Genomic DNA, 18,882 nt, shown 5'->3' on the forward strand with positions numbered 1-18,882 from the left:
GCAATCGCATCGAGATCATGTTCGGCAGGTTGAAAGATTGGAGACGGGTCGCGACCCGATACGACAGGTGCCCGAAGGTCTTCCTCTCCGCAATCGCGCTAGCGGCAACCGTCATCTATTGGCTATGAGTCCTGACCCTAATCTCGGCAGCGTTCAAAAAGGATCGTTTGTTGAAAGGCTCACCGAACCCGACATTGGTCCGCTTGCAGCGAACGGCAGCTTCGTCCGCGACTTTTCCATTCGCCGACCGAGCAATGTACGTCAGCTACCATAGAAGCAAGCTGGACTATAGGTTTCTGCATCTGGGATGCATCGCAATCCATCGCGCAAGTTTCACGCGCAGGGTCGTCCGGCAGTGACTGGAACAGCGGCTTTGCCCCCCGCTCGTTCCTGCGATAGGCTTTGCGCAATACCAGTTCAATTGGGCAGTTCCGCAAATGACCACCGACCAGATCATCCTTTTCGCCTTGTTTGGCGGTGTCTTTGCCCTGCTTCTCTGGGGGAAATTCCGTTATGATCTGGTGGCATTTTCGGCGTTGATGGCAGGCGTCGTTCTAGGCGTGGTTCCGGTGGATGACGCGTTTTCTGGCTTTGGGCATCCGGCCACCTTGGTGGTGGCGCTGGTTCTGATCGTATCCGCCGGGCTGGTGCGCTCCGGCGCGGTATTCCTGATTACCCGCACGTTGGTTGACAGCAGCCGCGCCCTTGGCGGGCATATCGCACTGATGGGCGGGATCGGGGCGGTTCTGTCAGCCTTCATGAACAACGTTGCGGCACTCGCCCTGCTGATGCCTGTCGATATCCAGACCGCGCGCAAGGCCAAACGCAATCCGGGCCTGTCGCTGATGCCCCTGGCCTTTGCCACCATCCTTGGGGGCATGGTGACGCTGATCGGCACCCCGCCCAACATCATCATCGCGGCAATCCGGCAGGAATCGCTGGGTGAGCCGTTCCGGATGTTCGATTTTGCCCCTGTCGGTGGCGTGGCTGCAATTGCGGGACTTGCCTTTGTCGCGCTGTTTGGCTGGCGTCTGATCCCGAACCGGGACAGTGACACAGGCGGTGCTGAGAGTCTGGCGGATTATGTCGCCGAACTGACCGTGCCGCCGGATTCCGAACATATCGGCAAACGGCTGGCGGAACTTTATGAGACGGCGGAAAAGTCGGATGTCGCCATCATCGGGCTGATCCGCAATGGCAAGCGGTGCTATGGCCGTGCCGCCAACGCCTTGCTTGCGGCGGAAGACACCTTGGTCCTTGAGGCGAGACCCGAAGCGCTCGACGAATTCAGGTCGGCGTTAAAGCTCGATTTTTCTGACACAAAGCGGCAGGAAATGCTCACCGCCGATAACGAAGGGCTGGAGGTCATCGAGGTCGTGGTGCCCGAGACCGCCCGGATCGCCGGCAAGACCGCGCAGGGCGTTGGTCTGTCATGGCGGCAGAGTACGATCTTGATGGGCGTGTCGCGACAGGGTTCCCGGATCACCCGACATGTGCGGCAGACTGAAATACTGCCCGGTGACATCCTGTTGCTGCTGTGCCCGCGGGATCATGGTGCCGACGTGACCGAGTGGCTGGGTTGCCTGCCTCTCGCGGCGCGGGGCCTGAACGTGACCGCAAATGAAAAGGTCTGGTTGGCCATCGGACTGTTCGCCGCCGCCGTTGCCGCGGCAAGTTTTGGTCTGCTCTATTTGCCGATCGCCCTGGGTCTTGTGGTCATTTCCTATGTGCTGACCCGCATCCTGCCGATCCGCGAGATCTATGACCATATCGAATGGCCGGTGGTGGTCTTGCTGGGGTCGATGATCCCGCTGGGTTCGGCGCTGGAGACATCGGGCGGCACAGAACTCATCGCTGGGGCATTGACCGATCTCACGGAGGGCCTGCCGACCTGGGCGGTCCTGACGGTCTTGATGGTCGTGACCATGACCTTGTCGGACGTTCTGAACAACACGGCGACAACCATCGTCGCCGCACCGGTGGGCATCCAAATGGCGCAAACCCTTGGGGTGTCGCCCGATCCGTTCCTGATGGCAGTGGCCGTAGCCGCATCGGCAGCGTTCCTGACCCCGATCGGACACAAGAACAACACGCTGATTCTCGGCCCCGGTGGTTATCAGTTTGGTGACTACTGGCGCATGGGACTACCGCTGGAGATTATCATCATCGCGGTCTCTATCCCGGCAATCCTTGTGTTCTGGCCTCTTGCGCTCTAGGCGATCATGATGAAACGCTTTCTGATCCTGCAACTGCGCCCCGAAACCGACGCCGCCGATGATGAATTTGCCGCGATTCTGGACAAGTGCGGACTGACACAGGATCGCGCGCATCGGGTGAGGCTGGATTGTCAGGCGCTGCCCACGGAGCTGGATGTCACCGACTATGCCGGGGTTGTCGTCGGTGGCGGACCGGGTTGCGTGAGTGATGCGCCAGAGGTGAAATCCGAAATGGACGCGCGGATCGAGGCGCAAATCTTGGCATTGATGCCGAACATTACTGAACGCGATCACCCATTCATGGGCTGTTGTTACGGGCTTGGGATCCTCGCGCATCATCTTGGCGGCGACGTCAGCAAGGCGCGGTATGGTGAGCCTGTTGGCCCCTCTGATTGCAGCCTGACGTCAGAGGCGACAGACGATCCATTGACCAGTGGCCTGCCAGACCAATTCCAAGCGTTTGTCGGCCACAAGGAGGCGGTGCAGGCGCTGCCGCCGGGCTGTGTTCATCTAATCGCATCCGCCCCCTGCCCGATCCAGATGATCCGCTATGGCACCAACGTCTATGCGACGCAGTTTCACCCCGAGGCAGACGCGCGCGACTTTGAACGCCGTATCCATGTTTATCGCAACCACGGGTATTTCCCGCCCGAACAAGCCGACGAGTTGATCAATACCTGCCACGCCGCGCAGGTAACCGTTCCAGGTGAAATCCTGCGCCGTTTCGCCGAACGGTACGGCTGATCCTGTCACCTGCTGCGCCATTGCGCGTCACCTCGACCACCCCTAGGCTGCTGAAAACAGGGGGAGGTCTTGCATGGCGGATGCAATCATCGTCGGTGGTGGTCTGGCCGGGCTGGCGGCAGCTGCGGAATTGGGAGATCGCGGCAAGAAAGTGATCCTACTGGATCAGGAACCCGAGAGATTTCTGGGTGGTCAGGCATTCTGGTCGCTTGGCGGGCTATTCATGGTCGATACCCCCGAACAGCGGCGCATGGGGATCAAGGACAGCCGCGAGCTCGCCACGAGTGACTGGGCGGGCAGCGCTGGGTTTGACCGGACCGAGGATGCCTGGCCGCGTAAATGGGCCGAGGCCTATGTCGATTTCGCCGCCGGAGACATGCGGTCGTGGCTGCATGGTATGGGACTGCGGTGGTTTCCAGTCGTCGGCTGGGCTGAACGCGGGGGCAGCTTTGCCACCGGCCACGGCAATTCGGTACCACGCTTTCACATCACGTGGGGCACCGGTCCCGGCGTGATGGAACAGTTTGAACGCCGCGTGCGCGAGCATGTTGCAAACGGCCTAATAGAGATGAAATTCCGTCATCAGGTCAGCGGCATCATCATGGAAAATGGCGCTGCCAAAGGCGTCGCGGGCGAAATCCTCGCAGAGGACAGCGCAGAGCGGGGTCAAAGTACCAATCGCGATGTGATCGGCAATTTTGAATTGCACGCGCCGTCGGTGATCGTCACCTCTGGCGGGATTGGCGGGAACTTTGATCTGGTGCGCAAGGTCTGGCCCCGGGATCGGCTGGGCGAGCCGCCCGCGACCATGATCAGAGGGGTCCCGGCACATGTGGATGGCCGGATGATCGCGATTACCGAAGCCGCCGGCGGCCATGTCATCAATGGCGACCGCATGTGGCACTATACCGAGGGCGTCAAGAACTGGGATCCGATCTGGCCGGATCACGGTATCCGGATCCTGCCGGGTCCGTCGTCGATGTGGTTTGACGCCCGAGGCAACAGGCTCGCCCCTCCTTGCCTGCCGGGCTTTGACACCTTGGCCACGCTGCGCGAGATTCTCAAGACCGGGTTTGACTACAGCTGGTTCGTCCTGACCCAAAAGGTGATCAAGAAGGAATTCGCGCTTTCGGGGTCGGAACAGAACCCCGATTTCACCTCGGCAAAATGGTCCGAAGTGATCCGCCAACGGATACTGGCCGGGGCCAAGGCGACCGGCCCCGTAGAAGCGTTCAAGCAGCACGGCGAGGATTTTGTCGTCGCCGATACGCTGGGCGAACTGGTGGCGGGGATGAACCGCGTTACAGGCACATCGCTGATTGACGAGGCCGGGTTGCAGGCCCAGATCGCCGCCCGCGATTTGCAAGTCGACAACCCGTTCAGCAAGGACGCCCAGATGATGGCGATCCATGCCGCGCGCAATTACCGGGGCGACCGTCTGATCCGCACGGCCAAGCCGCACAAGTTCCTTGACCCGGCGAATGGTCCGTTGATCGCGGTTCGCCTGCATATCCTGACCCGCAAGACCTTGGGTGGTCTGCAAACCGATTTGGACAGCCGCGCAATTGGCGCTGATGGCGAGGTCGTGCCGGGCCTTTTCGCGGCCGGAGAGGTCGCTGGCTTTGGCGGCGGCGGTTATCACGGTTACAACGCGCTGGAAGGCACGTTTCTGGGTGGTTGCATCTTTTCCGGTCGGAATGCCGGGCGCTCGGACTCGGTCGCCTAAAGCGGCCAGAGCAGCGGGATCAAGGCTGAGGCCAGAACCCCGATTGACAGGTTCAACGGGATGCCGACCCGCATGAAGTCTGTAAACTTGTAACCACCGGGGCCGTAGACCAGCATATTGGTCTGATATCCGATCGGGGTTGCAAACGAGGCTGAGGCCGCGATCATCACCGCAACGACCAAGGGTCGCGGATCAATCCCCATGGCGCTTGCTAGCCCGATGGCAATTGGTGTCACGACAACAGCAACGGCGTTGTTGGACACAAGTTCTGTCAGAACAGACGTCAGCAAATAGATCGCCCAGATCACGAGGAACGGTGGCAACATTTGCAAGGTCGGGGCGATTGCGTTCACGATCATGCTAACTGCACCCGAGCTTTCCAGCGCCGCGCCAATCGCAAGCATGGAAAAGATCAGCGCCAACAAACGCCCGTCAATAAAGGAAAACGCCTCGTCCGCATCGATACAGCCCGTGATCAGCACAATCGCGACGGCGACGATCGACAGGTAGAGGATCGGAGCGAGGCCCAGAGCCGCCAGAAGCACGATACCGACAAGTGCGATGATGGCGATCGGCGCATGGTTGCGGCGAAAGGCACGGGCAGAGGGTTGCGAGACGTCAACCATCTCCATGTCCGAAGCCAACCGCTGAATATCTCCCGGAGCGCCTTCGAGCAGCAGCGTATCCCCCACCCGCACCACAAGATCGTCAAGCTGCCGTCCGATATTCTGATTACGCCGATGCACGGCCAGCACATAAACACCGTAGCGACGGCGCAGACGCAAGGTGCCCAGCGTCCGCCCGACCATCTTGCAACCGGGGGTGATCAGAACCTCGACTGTTGATGTCTCTACCGCAGAGACCTGATCAACCCGTTTCAGTTCCTTATTATTCTGCAAGCTCAGAAGTTCGGTCATTTGTGTGCGCAGCACCACGCGGTCACCGACCTGCAATTCAACCCCTTTGAGATTGCGCCGAAGCGAGACATCGCCGCGCACCACGTCAACCAGACGCACGCCGTCGCGTTTGAACAATTGCACGCCCGTGACTTCGCGCCCGATCAGGTTGCTGTCTGGAGGAATGACCGCCTCGGTAAAGAACTTCATCCGCGACCGGTCTGACAGCATCATCGCCATGCTATCGCGCACCGGCAGCAGTTTGGCGCCGACAAAGCGCAGATAGATCATGCCCCAGATGACAACGGCCAGTCCCAGTGGCGTCACCTCAAATATCGTAAATGGCTCAAGCCCCTGCGCCCGCGCGACACCATCGACCAGCAGATTGGTCGAGGTTCCGATCAACGTCAGCGTTCCGCCCATGACCGCCGCATAGCTGAGCGGTATCAAGAGCTTGCTGGCGGCAAGGTCGAGCGTTCGCGCGAGTTGGATAAACACCGGGATCATGACCACGACCACAGGCGTGTTGGACACGAATGCCGAAGCCAAAACCACAAACGCCATCAGCAGGCCGATCGCAAAACGCGGGTTCACGCTGGCCTGCCGTTGCGCCAGCGAGGTAAAAGCATCCAGCGCGCCGGTCCGCACAAGCGCGCCCATGATGATGAACATCGCAGCAATCGTCCAGGGAGCGGGGTTGGCCAGCACCGGCAACGCCGCCTGATAAGGAAGAACGCCCGTTACAAGCATCGTTGCAACGCCCGCGATGGCCACGACCTCGGTCGGGAAAGCCTCGCGCAGGAAAAGGACGAACATCGCCGCCACGATGAGCAGAGTCAGGACGGCGCTGCCGGTGTCAGAAAGCTGAAATAGCTGCATGTTTTGCGATGGACCCGGCACTGCAATTGGCTAGCGCACAGTCTCCTTCATTGCCACGTCAGGCGCAAGAGGCTGTTGTCGGCGCGGTTGCACCGCAAAGACCCCGACCAGCATCAACGCCGCTGCTGCCCAGAAATAGGGCGAATAGCTTTCTCCTAGCAGCAACATGGCCCAGAACACACCGAACCCAGTGACCAGATAGCTGACCTGAACCGCAAAAACCGATCCCGCACGCCCCACCAGCCAGACGTAGCCCGTGTATGTCACCGCATGTACGATCGACGATGCCAACAAGGCCCATTCCGCCTCGTCCCATGGCCGTAGCGGGTTAATGAACTGGCCCGTCCCCAGGGCGAGCGGCAGGCTGAGCATTGCCCCCACGAGGGACGCGCCGAACATCACCTGCATCGGGTTCATGCCCGCGATCCCCCATCGGGCGACAAAGTTGCCTTCGAACGCATAGCAAGCAGCTGCGATCATCGCCACGGCCACCCATTTCAGCAAACCGGGCTCTGGCAAGCTGGTATCCGGCAGCACCAGCAGAGCGACGCCTGCCAAGCCCAAGAGCAACCCACCAAATCGTCGAAACGAGAACTGCTCAAGCCCCAAGCCCAACGCCATCGGAAAGGCGACGAGAGGCACCAGAGACAACAGCACCGACATCACCCCGGCCGGAATATGCACAACCGCCTTGTAGGACGCAGAATTGGGGATGATGGTACCAACCAGCGTAATGATGACAAATACGCGGAGCGTTGCTGCCGTGATCGGCAAGTGATCGCGACGCAGCAGTATTACGACGCCTATCAGCAGCGCACCGATCACCAACTGCCAGAAAATCAGGCCGAAATGCCCGTGGCCTGTACTGACGGCAATTTTGGAGAGCGGCTGCGTTATCCCCCATCCGGCGCCCAGAACCACAAGGAACGCTAGGAGCATGATCCGCTCGCGACGTGTCACGGGGTGGCCTCTTGCAGCCGCCCTCCGACCCGGATCATCCGTATGGATTTGGCGGCGCCGGTGCGGTCATCGGTTTCGACAAATACACCTGAGAGGGTGGCCTCGCCCGCGGCCGGGCTGAACCGGGCCTTGGGCATACCGGTGATGAAACGGCGCAGCGGCTCTGCCTTGTCCATGCCGATCACCGAATTATAGTCGCCGCACATCCCGGCATCACTCAGATACCCGGTTCCACCCGGCAAGACCTGCGCATCCGCCGTCGGCACATGGGTATGCGTTCCCACAACAAGGCTTGCGCGCCCGTCGCAGTAATGCCCCATCGCCATCTTTTCAGAAGTCGCCTCGCAGTGCATGTCGACGATCACCGCATGAGCAAGCCCGCCACGCGGGTGCGATTTCAGGATCGGTTCGACCGCCGAGAACGGATCGTCAAACGGGCGTTTCATGAACACCTGCCCCAGCACCTGAAGCACCAGCACCTTGCGCCCACCGGGAGCCGAAAAGACACGATACCCTTTGCCCGGCGCGTTTTTGGCAAAGTTCAATGGGCGGATGACGCGGGGCTCACGTTCGATGAATTGCAGCATGTCCTTTTGATCGAACGCGTGATCGCCCAGCGTTACACAATCGGCCCCAGCATCAAGCAAAAGCTTGGCATGATCGCCCGACAGGCCCATGCCGTTGGTGGAGTTTTCGCCGTTGACCACGACAAAATCCAACCGCCATTCATCGCGCAGCCGCGCCAGATGCGTCGTAACAGCGGCCCGTCCAGACCGGCCCATCACATCGCCCAAAAACAATATTCTCATGCCGCTGTCCTAGGCTGCGAGAGAGACAAGGGCAAGAGAGTTGCGCGCCATATTCAGGGATCGCCTGACCGATTGTTCTTACGGCCTCCTCAGATTTTTCTTGGCACAAATCCGGTGCTACGCGCCGATGGCCCCACGACGGATCATGGTGCTGGACACATGGTCATAAGCCTTGCGCCATGCCGCCTCCAGTTCCGGGGTAAAACCATCCCCCAGCCCCACGCGCAATGTGTCCATCAACGCTTCGCCCATCGGTACGAAATGGGCGCGCTGTATGCCAAGGGTCGCGTGCAGCTTGCCCAGACCAAGATATTGTTCCGCGCTGCCTGCATCGTCGTTCAGACGTGAAACGATGACGGAGAGCGTGGTCATGAACTTCATCCCCTGCCCTTCGAGGTCCTCGCGAAACATCTCGCGCAATTCGGGCGCGTGGCGAAACAGGGATTGATAGAAATACTGTGGATGGCCACTGAAATCGATCTGCAAACGCTCCAGACTGCTGCACACCATATCCAGTTCGGTTTCTGATAATACCATGACGTCTTCCTCTCTGCGATATGCAGCCAAGGTATCACGGCAAGGACGCGCGAAATTTGATCTGACCCCGTGTTTGCGCCGATCAGTCCCTGAACGTCAGGACCCGGCTTTCTGTCACAAGAAAGTCCAGCGGCTGATCGGTCGCTTCCAGCGGCAGGTTTTCTGCCTCCTGCGCATCAAAGGCGAAACCGATGGCCAGCGTGGCGCGTTTGGCGCGCAACTGTTCAAGGGTTCGGTCATAAAAGCCCCCGCCATATCCCAGCCGCCCGCCCGCAGCGTCAAACGCAACCAAGGGAACGATGAGCATTTCAGGTTCAAAAAAATCGTCGTGTTCGGGAACCTGCGTGCCAAAACCGTTCGCGCGCAATGGCATGTCAGGTTCCCACCGGCTGAAGCGCAGCGGCAGGTCAGGGCCCTCGATCACCGGGAGCCCGACAGGGCCGTGGGCTGCCGCCTCGGCCATCGCGGGCAGCGGATCAATCTCGGTGCGGATCGGCAGATAGCCCGACAGCGCAACGCCGCGGTACCCTGCAAGCAATTCGGACAGCAGGCCCGCCCCTGCCCCGCTTGCCCGTTCAAACGCCGCCTTGCGCCGGGCGAATGCCGCCTTGCGCGCGGCTCCCTTGATCGCGGCAAGATCGGTCATAGCAGCACCATTCCAGCCAGACCAAGAAATACAAAGAAGCCCACGACATCAGTAACCGTTGTCACAAAGGTGCCTGATGCCAACGCCGGGTCGACCCCCATCTTGTCCATAGCGACCGGAATCACGGTGCCTGCCAACCCGGCGACGACCAGATTAATCACCATGGCAACGGCAATCACATACCCAATCTGCGGGGATCCGAACCAGATCACGCCGACAACGCCCATGGTCACAGCAAAGACCAGACCATTCAGCAGGCCCACCAACACCTCGCGCCGGATCACCCGCCAGACGTTTGAACCGGTGAGGTCGCGGGTCGCAAGTGAACGCACCGCAACGGTCAACGACTGTGTGCCCGCGTTGCCTCCCATTGAGGCAACAATCGGCATCAGGACCGCCAGCGCGACGAATCTCGACAAGGTGTCCTCAAACAAGGCGATCACGAGTGAGGCCAGGATCGCGGTCAGCAGATTTACGGCCAACCACGGTAACCGTCGCTTGACCGTTTCAGCGACGCTGTCAGACAGCGAGCTTTCGTCGCCGACACCGGCAAGCCGCAAGATGTCTTCTTCGTGTTCTTCGTCCAGCACCGCCATCGCGTCATCAATGGTGATCATGCCAGCCAGACGCCCTTCGTCATCCACAACCGGCGTCGAAATCAGATGATACTGGTTGAACGCATAGGCGACGTCTTCCTCGTCCTGCGTCACAGGAATGACGTGAAACATCTCTTCGGTGATATCGACAAGCGGCACTTCGCGACGCGTACCCATCAGTTTGCCCAGCGTTACATTGCCAACGGGATGCAGACGCGGATCAACCAGAATGACATGATAGAACTGATCCGGCATGTGTTCATTGCTGCGCATGTAATCGATGGCTTGCCCGACATTCCAGTGTTCGGGCGCCATCACCACCTCGCGTTGCATCAGGCGACCGGCGGACCCTTCGGGATAGGACATCGCCTGCTTGACGGCGAGACGGTCAGTCTCGGCAAGCGCGTCCAGAATGGCCTCTTGCTGTGGTTCCTCCAGATCCTCGATCAAGTCGACGACGTCATCGCTTTCGAGATCACGCACCGCATCCGCCAGAACATGTGGCGCTAGGATCGAAATCACGTCCTCGCGGATGCTCTCATCCAGTTCTGAGAGGATGTCGCCATCAAATTCATGATCGTAAAGCCGGATCAGGCTTTCGCGTTCCGCATGACCAATCTGTTCCAGAAGGTCGGCGATGTCCGCCGCGTGCAGCGGTTCCATCAGTTCGGTCAGGAGGGTCTGATTGCCAACGTCTACGGCATCGAGGATCGCAGCGACGGCGCTCCGATCCAGCAGATAGGCATCGTCTTCGCGATGGTCGTCGGCTTCCGCCTTGTCATCGGTGGTGGTCATGCTCTGCCCCCTTCAATTGGCGTCAAATTAAAAGAAGCTGCTAATGGAAAACAATGACAATGCGATGATTTACGCAGGTGAATCTGCTCGCTAGGCTGCTTCTTCGTATTCAGCGATGCTTAGGGAGCTGTCAATGGCCGAAACCGTGATCCTGAAGGGACAGGTCTTATCCTTCTCCGGCACGCCTTTTGAAGGCGATCCAACCGACTCTGCCCGCATCGAGGAGGCCGTGGCGTTGCGCGATGGTCATATCGTCGCGGTCGGCCCGTCTGACAGGCTTTGTGCGGATACCCCGCAGGCCACGGTGATCGATCATGGTGACCGGGTCATCATGGCTGGCTTTGTGGACGCCCATGTACACTTTCCGCAAACCGCGATGATCGCGAGCTGGGGAAAACGGCTGATCGACTGGCTGAATACCTATACGTTTCCCGAGGAGATGCGGTTTTGTGACGCCGGGTATGCGGCCGAGATTGCGGCGCGCTATCTGGACCTCACAACCGCCCACGGCACCACAACCATGTGCAGCTTTGCCACCATCCATCCAGAGAGCGTCGAGGCGTTCTTTGCCGAGGCGCAGCGTCGCAATCAGCGGGTCATGACTGGCAAGACCTGTATGGACAGGAACGCGCCCGAAGGGCTGCGTGACACCCCGCAAACCGCCTATGATCAATCCAAGGCGCTACTGGAGCGTTGGCACGGGATTGACAGGCTCTCATATGCGATCACCCCTCGCTTTTCACCGACATCAACACCGGAACAGCTTGATGCCATGGGCGCGCTCTGGGCCGAGCATCCGGATTGTCTGATGCAGACCCATCTCAGCGAACAGGTGGACGAAATCGCCTGGGTCCGCGACTTGTTCCCCGACGCGCGCGATTATCTTGATACTTACGAGGCACACGGATTGCTTGGCGAGCGTGGGCTTTATGGCCATGCGATCCATCTCGAAGATCGCGAACGTGCACGCCTGAGCGAGATGGGGGCAGCGCTGGTTCATTGCCCGACCTCCAACACTTTCATCGGCTCTGGCCTGTTTGACATGATGGGCCTGATGAAAGACGGCCATCGCATCGGGCTGGCCACGGATACCGGCGGAGGGTCATCGTTTTCCATGCTGCGCACGATGGCGGCGGCTTATGAAATCGGCCAGTTGCGCGGCGTCCCACTGCACGCCGCACAGCTTTTGTGGCTGGCAACGGTCGGATCGGCGCAAGCGCTGCACATGCAGGACCAGATTGGCAACGTCGTCGCGGGGCGCGAGGCCGATCTGATCGTTCTTGATCTGGCCTCAACACCTGCCATCGCCCAGAGAACCGCCTGTGCCAACGATATCTGGGAGGCACTGTTTGCCACCATCATGATGGGCGATGATCGCGCCATTCACGAGGTCTGGATCGGCGGCAAACAACAATAGTGCCTGCGCTCAGAGCGCCACGGCGATCTGTTTTGCGAGCGCGTTCTGGCGCTGGATCACGGTGGTCAGGTCCAGTGTCGCGATCTGTCCGTCTGCAACAACCTGCCGGCCTTCGACAAACAGGTCCCTGACCCGCGTCGGCCCTGCCAGCAAGAGCGCCGCCGGGGCCCAGCTCCCTGCACTTTCCACACCGGTCGTATCCCAGATCGCAATGTCCGCCCGTTTGCCGACGGCAAGTCGCCCACAATCAGGCCGACCAACAACATCTGCGCCGCCGCGTGTGGCGATCTCCAGCGCCTCACGCGCGCTCATCGCGTCGGCCCCACGCGACACCCTTTGCAGCAACATGGACAGGCGCGCTTCGGAGATGATGTTCCCGGCGTCGTTGCTGGCAGAGCCATCGACGCCCAGACCGACCGGAACGCCCGCATCCCGCATCGCGCGGACCGGTGCGATCCCGCTGCCCAATCGGCAGTTCGAGCAAGGGCAATGGGCAACGCCCGTGCGCGAGCGCGCAAACAGATCGATCTCTTCACCATCCAGTTTGACGCAATGCGCGTGCCAGACATCTGGTCCGGTCCACCCCAAATCCTCGGCGTATTGTCCCGGCCGACAGCCGAAATTGGCTTGGGAATAGGCAATGTCTTCATCGTTTTCCGCGAGATGGGTATGCAGCATCACGCCCTTGTCCCGCGCCAGCAGCGCCGCCTCGCGCATGAGATCCCGGCTGACTGAAAAAGGCGAACAGGGCGCAATGCCAACGCGGCACATCGCCCCCTCGCCCGCGTCGTGGTGCGCGTCGATGACCCGGATACAATCCTCAAGAATCGCGGCTTCACGCTCGACCAGCGAATCTGGTGGTAAGCCTCCATCGCTCTCGCCGATGCTCATCGCTCCGCGCGTCGGATGGAACCGCAGACCAAGTTCGGCAGCGGCGGCAATCGTATCGTCCAGTCGTGCGCCATTGGGATAAAGATAGAGATGGTCCGAGGACAGCGTACATCCGGACAGCGCGAGTTCCGCCAGACCGATTTGCGCGGACACAAACATTTCTTCAGGGCCAAACCGCGCCCAGATCGGGTAGAGCGTCTTGAGCCACCCAAAAAGCAGCGCGTCTTGCCCACCCGGAACCGCTCGTGTCAGGGTCTGGTACAGGTGATGATGCGTATTGACCAACCCCGGTGTCACAACACATCCCGAGGCTGACTGGACAGTCCCGCTGGTGCAAAGGTTCTGGCCGATCTCGGCGATCACCCCGTCGCGGATCAGGATATCGGCACCGGCAAGTTCCCGGCGCGCGTCGTCCATGGTTAGCATGGTATCGGCATTTTTGATCAGGATTTCAGACATATTCGTCTCCACACTTCAGGTTTGGCCCGGTTCGGATGAGAAGTGTGAACATGCGCCAACAGAAAACGGGCAAAGGACTTGGCGCTAATGTCCTTTTAGCGGCAGACGCGCTGCGGCTCAACCCTTGGCGGTGGGCGCGAGCAGTTCCAGTGCGGCGGCGTGGATCGCAGGATTGGCCGCAGCCAATGCCCGCCCGCCCAGATGCGCCGGTTTTCCATGCCAATCGGTGACTATGCCGCCTGCAGCCCGAACCACGGCGATTGGGGCCTGGATATCATAGGCGTTGAGTCCAGCTTCGATCACCAGATCAATCTGACCGGCAGCGAGCAATGCATAGGCATAGCAATCCATGCCATAGCGGGCGAGTTTCACCTGTGACGCAACGGTTTCAAACGCCGCGCGTTCGGTTGGGCTGCCGACTTCGGGATATGTGGTAAACAGGATTGCCTGTTCCAGCGTTTCGGTGGGTCTTGTCACCATTGGCACTGTGCCAAATGGCCCTATAAGCTCGGCGATTTCGGGACCGCCGACAAAACGCTCTTGGGTATAGGGTTGATCAATGAGGCCAAGTGTCGGACCGTTCTGGTCCGACAGCGCAATCAGAACACCCCAGGTTGGTGTGCCACTGATAAATCCGCGTGTGCCATCAATTGGGTCCAGCACCCACTCTCGCCCGGACGTGCCTTTCTGGCGCCCGAACTCTTCCCCCCAAATACCATCCTGCGGCCGATGTTCAGTCAGCAAGTCGCGCATCGCCTTTTCAGCCGAGCGATCTGCAACTGTAACCGGATCAAACCCTGCGGCTTCCTTGTTCTGCGCCAACAACCCAGGTTGTCTGAAGTGCGGGAGAATTTCCACACGCGCCGCATCTGCAAGCAGATGCGCAAGAGCAAGATCTGTAAGTATCGCAGAGGTCATAACAGGCGACTGCCAGTCCTCCACGGGAATTGCAAGCGTTGCCGCAACGGGCTCAGGCGACGTCGCTGAGCACTCGCGCCAATTCAAAGAGCCGGCGACGCTGGTTCTCTGGAATGGCATAATAGGACCGCACAAGGTCGAGCGCCTCTTTGTCCCCCATCAGATCAGCCGGCACCATCGACTTTTCACCCTCGGGTCTGTCGGCGTCTTCGAGGCCTTCAAAAAAGAAGCTTACGGGCACATCAAGCGCGTCGGCAATATCCCAGAGACGGGAAGCACTGACACGGTTGGCACCGGTTTCGTACTTCTGGATCTGTTGGAACTTGATTCCGACCTGTTCGGCCAGTTGCTGCTGTGTCATTCCGATCAGCCATCGACGGTGACGCACGCGCTTTCCAACATGCACATCTACAGGGTGAGTCATACTTTTCTCCTTTGCAAAACTAATTAACACTCGAGCTCGACCGCTGAACTCCAACGGAACGACTGTATTCAGTCAATCCGCGAAAACCCACTCTGGCTAGACCCGAAGTACTACACGATGCAGATACTACGGGCTTTTGAGTTGAATTCAAGGTGGGCAACTCCCGGAAAGCGGGAAAATATCTCTGCGTAAGGTTGTATTTGTGCCTGTTTGGAAACAGTTTTTCTCACCATATAGGCAGAGTGTCATCAACCACAGCCGACTATCGAACTCTTGGCACGACACGTTTAACTTGTCTGAGACAATCACCTTAAACCTTCGCAAATACAAGGATTTTGATATGCTCGCCTATCAGATAGCAACCAAAGGGGGTGACGCCAAACTCGCAGAGATCGCGGTACCGCCCCCTGGATCCAGCCAAATCCAGGTTCGCATCATGGCCTGCGGATTGAATTTTGCGGACCTGCTCATACAAAAGGGCACGTATCAGGATATTCCGGACGCACCGTTTACACTTGGGATGGAATTGTCCGGAATCATCGCGAAAACGGGCGATTCGGTTGACAATCTCTCAGTCGGTGATCGCGTCGCGGTCTTCTCAGGACAGGGAGGTTTGGCCGAATTCGGGGTGTTCGAGGCCGCGCGTGCGACCCTGATTCCCGATACCATGAGCTTTGAAGACGCCGCCGCCCTGCAGATCGCCTATGGGACCAGCCACATGGCGCTGGCGCACCGTGCCAGATTGCAACCGGGCGAGACTCTCCTTGTGACCGGCGCCGCCGGAGGTGTCGGCCTGACTGCGGTCGAAATCGGCAGGCTGATGGGGGCCACAGTGATTGCCCATGCGCGCGGCGCGGACAAGCTGGAGGTTGCGCGTGCGGCAGGCGCGGACCATCTGGTTGATGATGCCGAAGACCTGCGCGAGCGCGTATTGGCGCTTGGTGGTGCCGATGTCGTCTATGATGCTGTCGGCGGTGACGCGTTCAAGGCCGCGTTTCGGGCCTGCAATCCCGAAGGGCGGCTGCTTCCCATCGGATTTGCCAGCGGCGACGTGCCAAAAATCCCCGCTAACCACCTGCTGGTCAAGAATCTCTCTGTTCTCGGCTTTTACATTGGCGGCTATATGAAATTCCGGCCCGATCTTGTCCGCGACAGTTTCCGACAGCTCATCGACTGGCACAGCGCCGGCAATCTCCACCCCCACATCAGCAATACCCTACCTTTGTCAAAGGTTGCCGAGGGCATGGAGCTGCTGCGCACCCGCAAATCGACGGGCAAGGTCATCGTTCGTCCGACGGAAATCTAAACCGCCGCCTTGAGTCTCGCGCGTGGCTTCATGTCGGCAAACGTCACGCGCAAGAGATTCGCAAGTGTCTCGGACACTTCGCCACCCTCCCGGTCGCCGCCGTAGAAGTTGATATAGTGCATGGGCAGCGGCGGCAGGGCGCTGCCATGATTGATCACCTCCACATGCGGTGGCTGCGTTCCGTCAAGCATTGCCATCACGGCAAGGTCTGCAGCTACGGTTGCCTCGATTGTGCGATCAGAATCGCTGTCCAGCGCCACGTTCCATTCAATTCCGGCCGTTTCGAACGCGCTCAGCACAATGGGCCGGAAAATGCAGCTGCGCCCTTGTGCCAACTCGACCGGCCGTTTGCGCCAAGCCACGCCGCCCGGCGCCCCCACCCAGACCAGCGGAATCGCCGCAACCATTTCCGCACCGGGGGTCTTGTCCGGCTCGGTCGTGAGAATCATGTCGCATTCCCCACGCTCAAACCGGTCTTTCAGATTGCGCGTGTTGGCGGTGACAAGTTGCACCTTCACTCTGGGATAGCTTGCATTGAACTGCTGCAACACTCGGGGAATCGCCGGGTAAACGATGTCATGCGGCACCCCCAGAACGATTTCGCCTTCAAACGCCTGATCCGTCAGGCGCGTGATCAACTCGTCGTTCAACGCCACCATACGACGAGCATAGGCCAGTAACTGTTCGCCCGATGCCGTCAGCGCGATGGTGCGCCCGGTCCTATCAAGCAGCTCAAGCCCCAACAGTTCTTCGAGCCGCTTGAGCTGCATCGAAACGGCGGATTGGGTGAGGTTCAGAACCCCGGCCGCCCGCGTCACACCGCCAGAATCGGCAACGGCCACAAAAGAGCGGAGCGTCGTGATGTCGAGATTTCGCAATATCACATTCCTTGATGTTTCACGCAACAAATATTGGCTTTCATCATGACTGACATAGCAGCATATATCAAGACAGTTGATTAAACGGCGAGAACCCATCGCCTTTACTGAAAGGACAACGATAATGACTTATATCTCTGTTCCCAGTCACGCGCGGCCGAATCGTCAGCCTCTGATCAATCGCATGACTCGCCGTTACGACCTCTGGCGCCAGCGTCGGGCCCTTGCCCGCTTGAACGATACCGCTCTGCAAGACATCGGGCTGACCCGTAAAGAGGCCGAGACCGAAGCGCGCCGCCCGATCTGGGATGCCCCGGAAAGCTGGCGCTGCTGACCGAATTTCGTCGCACTCAGATCGCGACGGTAAGAAATCGCCGTCGCGGTCGGTCATTCGGCCGAATTTAGTGCACGAACCTGACGGATTCACTTGAAAAAAGCTGCTGCGGATACAATATTCAAGAGGAACGCTGTCAGACTTATCTGGCGGCCCCTTTTAATATGAACGGAGACCTTGAATGGCTGAATTCGACACGAGTCACATGACGGGCCGGACCGCCGCCGGTGTGCGCACTGCGGCTATCGACGAAGGCCTGCGCGCGCATATGAACAAAGTCTACGGCACGATGTCCGTAGGCATGTTGATCACCTTTGCCGCCGCCTGGGCGTTGGCCGGGCTCGCAGTCAGCGATGTGCCGACGGAATACCAGATCGGTGCGGACAAATATCTGACCGGGCTTGGTGCCGCGCTTTATACGTCGCCCCTGAAATGGGTCGTGATGTTTGCGCCTCTCGCCTTCGTTTTTGGCTTTAGCGCTGGCATCAACCGGATGTCCGCCGCGACTGCACAGATCGTGTTCTACGCCTTTGCTGCAGTGATGGGCGTCTCGCTCAGCTCGATCTTTCTGGTCTTCACCGGTTTCTCGATCATTCAGGTCTTCCTGATTACCGCCGTCGCATTCGCCGGTCTGTCGCTCTGGGGCTATACCACTAAGAAAGACATCTCGGGCTGGGGCAGCTTCCTGATCATGGGCGTGATCGGTCTGATCGTCGCCTCCATCGTCAACATCTTCTGGCCGATGCCTGCGATGGCCTTCGCCATCTCGATCCTCGGCGTTCTGATCTTTGCCGGCCTGACCGCCTATGACACCCAGAAGATCAAGACCACCTACCTGCAGATGGCGCATTCCGGCGACAGCGAGTGGCTGGGCAAGGCCGCGATAATGGGCGCACTGAGCCTGTATCTCGACTTTATCAACATGTTCATGTTCCTGCTGCAACTGCTCGGCAATCGCGAGTAAACGCGGAACATCCCGAACAACAAAGGGCCGGTCCTTGTGACCGGCCCTTTTTGCATGGTACGAAATCATATGCTGGAACTCCGCCCGAATTGCGAAATCTGCGATTGCGACTTGCCGCCAGAGTCGACCGAAGCCTGCATCTGTACATATGAATGCACCTACTGCGTAACCTGCGCAGAATCGGTTCTGGAAAACGTGTGCCCCAATTGCGGGGGCAATCTGGTGCCGCGCCCGATCCGGCCAAAGACCAGCTGGCGCCCGACGACTGGACTGGGCAAGCACCCCGCCTCGACCACACGCCGCCACAACAAGTGGACACCCGCCGAGCGCCGCACCCTGTCTGACAAGCTGAAAGATGTTCCGCCAACCGAGCGGTGAGTGTCTGGGTATCGAAATGGCTCATTCCTACGGCCGTCAGACACCGGCTCCGCGGCGCTAGGAACTACTGGCCTGTCGCGCAAGCAACCATCATCAAGCGCATTCGCAA

19 protein-coding genes are annotated in these 18,882 nt (G+C 59.4%); 9 read left to right on the plus strand and 10 right to left on the minus strand.

Features of this window, described 5'->3' with window-relative positions:
* The 4 genes from ABJO75_RS13190 to ABJO75_RS13205 all read left to right on the plus strand — a co-directional run.
* A partial coding sequence (locus tag ABJO75_RS13190) for a transposase (protein ID WP_333483634.1) occupies positions 1–128 on the plus strand: 128 nt, incomplete at its 5' end.
* 309 nt (positions 129–437) lie between these two features.
* Positions 438–2,216, plus strand: coding sequence for an SLC13 family permease (locus ABJO75_RS13195; protein WP_348123972.1), 1,779 nt, complete (start codon positions 438–440; stop codon positions 2,214–2,216).
* Between the two features lie 9 nt (positions 2,217–2,225).
* Positions 2,226–2,960, plus strand: coding sequence for a glutamine amidotransferase (locus ABJO75_RS13200; protein WP_348123974.1), 735 nt, complete (start codon positions 2,226–2,228; stop codon positions 2,958–2,960).
* A gap of 73 nt (positions 2,961–3,033) precedes the next feature.
* Positions 3,034–4,686, plus strand: coding sequence for an FAD-binding dehydrogenase (locus ABJO75_RS13205; protein ID WP_348123975.1), 1,653 nt, complete (start codon positions 3,034–3,036; stop codon positions 4,684–4,686).
* On the opposite strand, the gene ABJO75_RS13210 is transcribed toward ABJO75_RS13205, so the two are convergent.
* From ABJO75_RS13210 to mgtE, 6 genes are all read right to left on the minus strand, one after another.
* Positions 4,683–6,461, minus strand: a complete 1,779-nt coding sequence (locus ABJO75_RS13210; RefSeq protein ID WP_348123977.1) for an SLC13 family permease — start codon at positions 6,459–6,461, stop codon at positions 4,683–4,685. The two genes, ABJO75_RS13205 and ABJO75_RS13210, sit on opposite strands and share 4 nt — an antisense overlap.
* Before the next feature lie 30 nt (positions 6,462–6,491).
* On the minus strand, positions 6,492–7,421 hold the full coding sequence (locus ABJO75_RS13215) for a DMT family transporter (RefSeq protein WP_348123979.1): 930 nt from the start codon (positions 7,419–7,421) through the stop codon (positions 6,492–6,494).
* Positions 7,418–8,230 carry a TIGR00282 family metallophosphoesterase gene (locus ABJO75_RS13220; protein ID WP_348123981.1) on the minus strand — a complete coding sequence of 271 codons (813 nt, stop codon included), beginning with the start codon at positions 8,228–8,230 and terminating at the stop codon, positions 7,418–7,420. The genes ABJO75_RS13215 and ABJO75_RS13220 overlap by 4 nt, the downstream gene beginning before the upstream one ends.
* A 117-nt stretch (positions 8,231–8,347) precedes the next feature.
* Positions 8,348–8,767 (minus strand): globin domain-containing protein, encoded by a 420-nt coding sequence (locus tag ABJO75_RS13225; protein WP_348123983.1) that lies wholly within the window; start codon positions 8,765–8,767, stop codon positions 8,348–8,350.
* Between the two features lie 82 nt (positions 8,768–8,849).
* The gene (locus ABJO75_RS13230) at positions 8,850–9,413 is read right to left on the minus strand and encodes a 5-formyltetrahydrofolate cyclo-ligase (RefSeq protein ID WP_348123985.1); all 564 of its coding nucleotides are present in this window, start codon (positions 9,411–9,413) and stop codon (positions 8,850–8,852) included.
* Entirely contained in the window at positions 9,410–10,804 is a 1,395-nt protein-coding gene (mgtE, locus tag ABJO75_RS13235; protein ID WP_348123987.1) for a magnesium transporter, read from the minus strand. The genes ABJO75_RS13230 and mgtE overlap by 4 nt, the downstream gene beginning before the upstream one ends.
* A gap of 133 nt (positions 10,805–10,937) precedes the next feature.
* Between mgtE and guaD the strand changes: the two genes are divergently transcribed.
* The gene (guaD, locus tag ABJO75_RS13240) at positions 10,938–12,221 is read left to right on the plus strand and encodes a guanine deaminase (RefSeq protein WP_348123988.1); all 1,284 of its coding nucleotides are present in this window, start codon (positions 10,938–10,940) and stop codon (positions 12,219–12,221) included.
* Between the two features lie 9 nt (positions 12,222–12,230).
* On the opposite strand, the gene ABJO75_RS13245 is transcribed toward guaD, so the two are convergent.
* The 3 genes from ABJO75_RS13245 to ABJO75_RS13255 all read right to left on the minus strand — a co-directional run bounded on the left by ABJO75_RS13245 (position 12,231) and on the right by ABJO75_RS13255 (position 14,913).
* Positions 12,231–13,571 (minus strand): 8-oxoguanine deaminase, encoded by a 1,341-nt coding sequence (locus ABJO75_RS13245; RefSeq protein ID WP_348123990.1) that lies wholly within the window; start codon positions 13,569–13,571, stop codon positions 12,231–12,233.
* 117 nt (positions 13,572–13,688) lie between these two features.
* A complete protein-coding gene (gene hisN / locus ABJO75_RS13250; protein ID WP_348123992.1) occupies positions 13,689–14,489 on the minus strand; it encodes a histidinol-phosphatase in 801 nt (266 codons plus the stop codon).
* Positions 14,490–14,541: 52 nt separating this feature from the next.
* Complete coding sequence (locus ABJO75_RS13255; RefSeq protein ID WP_348123994.1) at positions 14,542–14,913, minus strand: helix-turn-helix transcriptional regulator; 372 nt, start codon at positions 14,911–14,913, stop codon at positions 14,542–14,544.
* 340 nt (positions 14,914–15,253) lie between these two features.
* Here ABJO75_RS13255 and ABJO75_RS13260 point away from each other — a divergent pair, with 340 nt between their 5' ends.
* A complete protein-coding gene (locus tag ABJO75_RS13260) occupies positions 15,254–16,219 on the plus strand; it encodes an NADPH:quinone oxidoreductase family protein (RefSeq protein WP_348123996.1) in 966 nt (321 codons plus the stop codon).
* On the opposite strand, the gene ABJO75_RS13265 is transcribed toward ABJO75_RS13260, so the two are convergent.
* Positions 16,216–17,100: a LysR family transcriptional regulator gene (locus ABJO75_RS13265; protein WP_348124053.1), complete on the minus strand. Its 885-nt coding sequence runs from the start codon at positions 17,098–17,100 to the stop codon at positions 16,216–16,218. The two genes, ABJO75_RS13260 and ABJO75_RS13265, sit on opposite strands and share 4 nt — an antisense overlap.
* 121 nt (positions 17,101–17,221) lie before the next feature.
* Between ABJO75_RS13265 and ABJO75_RS13270 the strand changes: the two genes are divergently transcribed.
* From ABJO75_RS13270 to ABJO75_RS13280, 3 genes are all read left to right on the plus strand, one after another.
* Complete coding sequence (locus ABJO75_RS13270; protein WP_348123998.1) at positions 17,222–17,431, plus strand: DUF1127 domain-containing protein; 210 nt, start codon at positions 17,222–17,224, stop codon at positions 17,429–17,431.
* Between the two features lie 181 nt (positions 17,432–17,612).
* Entirely contained in the window at positions 17,613–18,395 is a 783-nt protein-coding gene (locus tag ABJO75_RS13275; protein WP_348124000.1) for a Bax inhibitor-1/YccA family protein, read from the plus strand.
* A gap of 69 nt (positions 18,396–18,464) precedes the next feature.
* Positions 18,465–18,773, plus strand: a complete 309-nt coding sequence (locus ABJO75_RS13280) for a DUF1272 domain-containing protein (RefSeq protein WP_348124002.1) — start codon at positions 18,465–18,467, stop codon at positions 18,771–18,773.
* Positions 18,774–18,882: the final 109 nt, after the last annotated feature.

This window comes from Sedimentitalea sp. (assembly GCF_039973035.1).
GTDB lineage: Bacteria > Pseudomonadota > Alphaproteobacteria > Rhodobacterales > Rhodobacteraceae > Sedimentitalea.

What these genes read in the sequence shown, in the direction of transcription:
- ABJO75_RS13195 (WP_348123972.1), top strand. Translation starts at nt 438, where the DNA reads ATGACCACCGACCAGATCATCCTTTTCGCCTTGTTTGGCGGTGTCTTT.
- ABJO75_RS13200 (WP_348123974.1), top strand. Translation starts at nt 2,226, where the DNA reads ATGAAACGCTTTCTGATCCTGCAACTGCGCCCCGAAACCGACGCCGCC.
- ABJO75_RS13205 (WP_348123975.1), top strand. Translation starts at nt 3,034, where the DNA reads ATGGCGGATGCAATCATCGTCGGTGGTGGTCTGGCCGGGCTGGCGGCA.
- ABJO75_RS13210 (WP_348123977.1), bottom strand. Translation starts at nt 6,461, where the DNA reads ATGCAGCTATTTCAGCTTTCTGACACCGGCAGCGCCGTCCTGACTCTG.
- ABJO75_RS13220 (WP_348123981.1), bottom strand. Translation starts at nt 8,230, where the DNA reads ATGAGAATATTGTTTTTGGGCGATGTGATGGGCCGGTCTGGACGGGCC.
- ABJO75_RS13225 (WP_348123983.1), bottom strand. Translation starts at nt 8,767, where the DNA reads ATGGTATTATCAGAAACCGAACTGGATATGGTGTGCAGCAGTCTGGAG.
- ABJO75_RS13230 (WP_348123985.1), bottom strand. Translation starts at nt 9,413, where the DNA reads ATGACCGATCTTGCCGCGATCAAGGGAGCCGCGCGCAAGGCGGCATTC.
- mgtE (WP_348123987.1), bottom strand. Translation starts at nt 10,804, where the DNA reads ATGACCACCACCGATGACAAGGCGGAAGCCGACGACCATCGCGAAGAC.
- guaD (WP_348123988.1), top strand. Translation starts at nt 10,938, where the DNA reads ATGGCCGAAACCGTGATCCTGAAGGGACAGGTCTTATCCTTCTCCGGC.
- ABJO75_RS13245 (WP_348123990.1), bottom strand. Translation starts at nt 13,571, where the DNA reads ATGTCTGAAATCCTGATCAAAAATGCCGATACCATGCTAACCATGGAC.
- hisN (WP_348123992.1), bottom strand. Translation starts at nt 14,489, where the DNA reads ATGACCTCTGCGATACTTACAGATCTTGCTCTTGCGCATCTGCTTGCA.
- ABJO75_RS13255 (WP_348123994.1), bottom strand. Translation starts at nt 14,913, where the DNA reads ATGACTCACCCTGTAGATGTGCATGTTGGAAAGCGCGTGCGTCACCGT.
- ABJO75_RS13260 (WP_348123996.1), top strand. Translation starts at nt 15,254, where the DNA reads ATGCTCGCCTATCAGATAGCAACCAAAGGGGGTGACGCCAAACTCGCA.
- ABJO75_RS13270 (WP_348123998.1), top strand. Translation starts at nt 17,222, where the DNA reads ATGACTTATATCTCTGTTCCCAGTCACGCGCGGCCGAATCGTCAGCCT.
- ABJO75_RS13275 (WP_348124000.1), top strand. Translation starts at nt 17,613, where the DNA reads ATGGCTGAATTCGACACGAGTCACATGACGGGCCGGACCGCCGCCGGT.
- ABJO75_RS13280 (WP_348124002.1), top strand. Translation starts at nt 18,465, where the DNA reads ATGCTGGAACTCCGCCCGAATTGCGAAATCTGCGATTGCGACTTGCCG.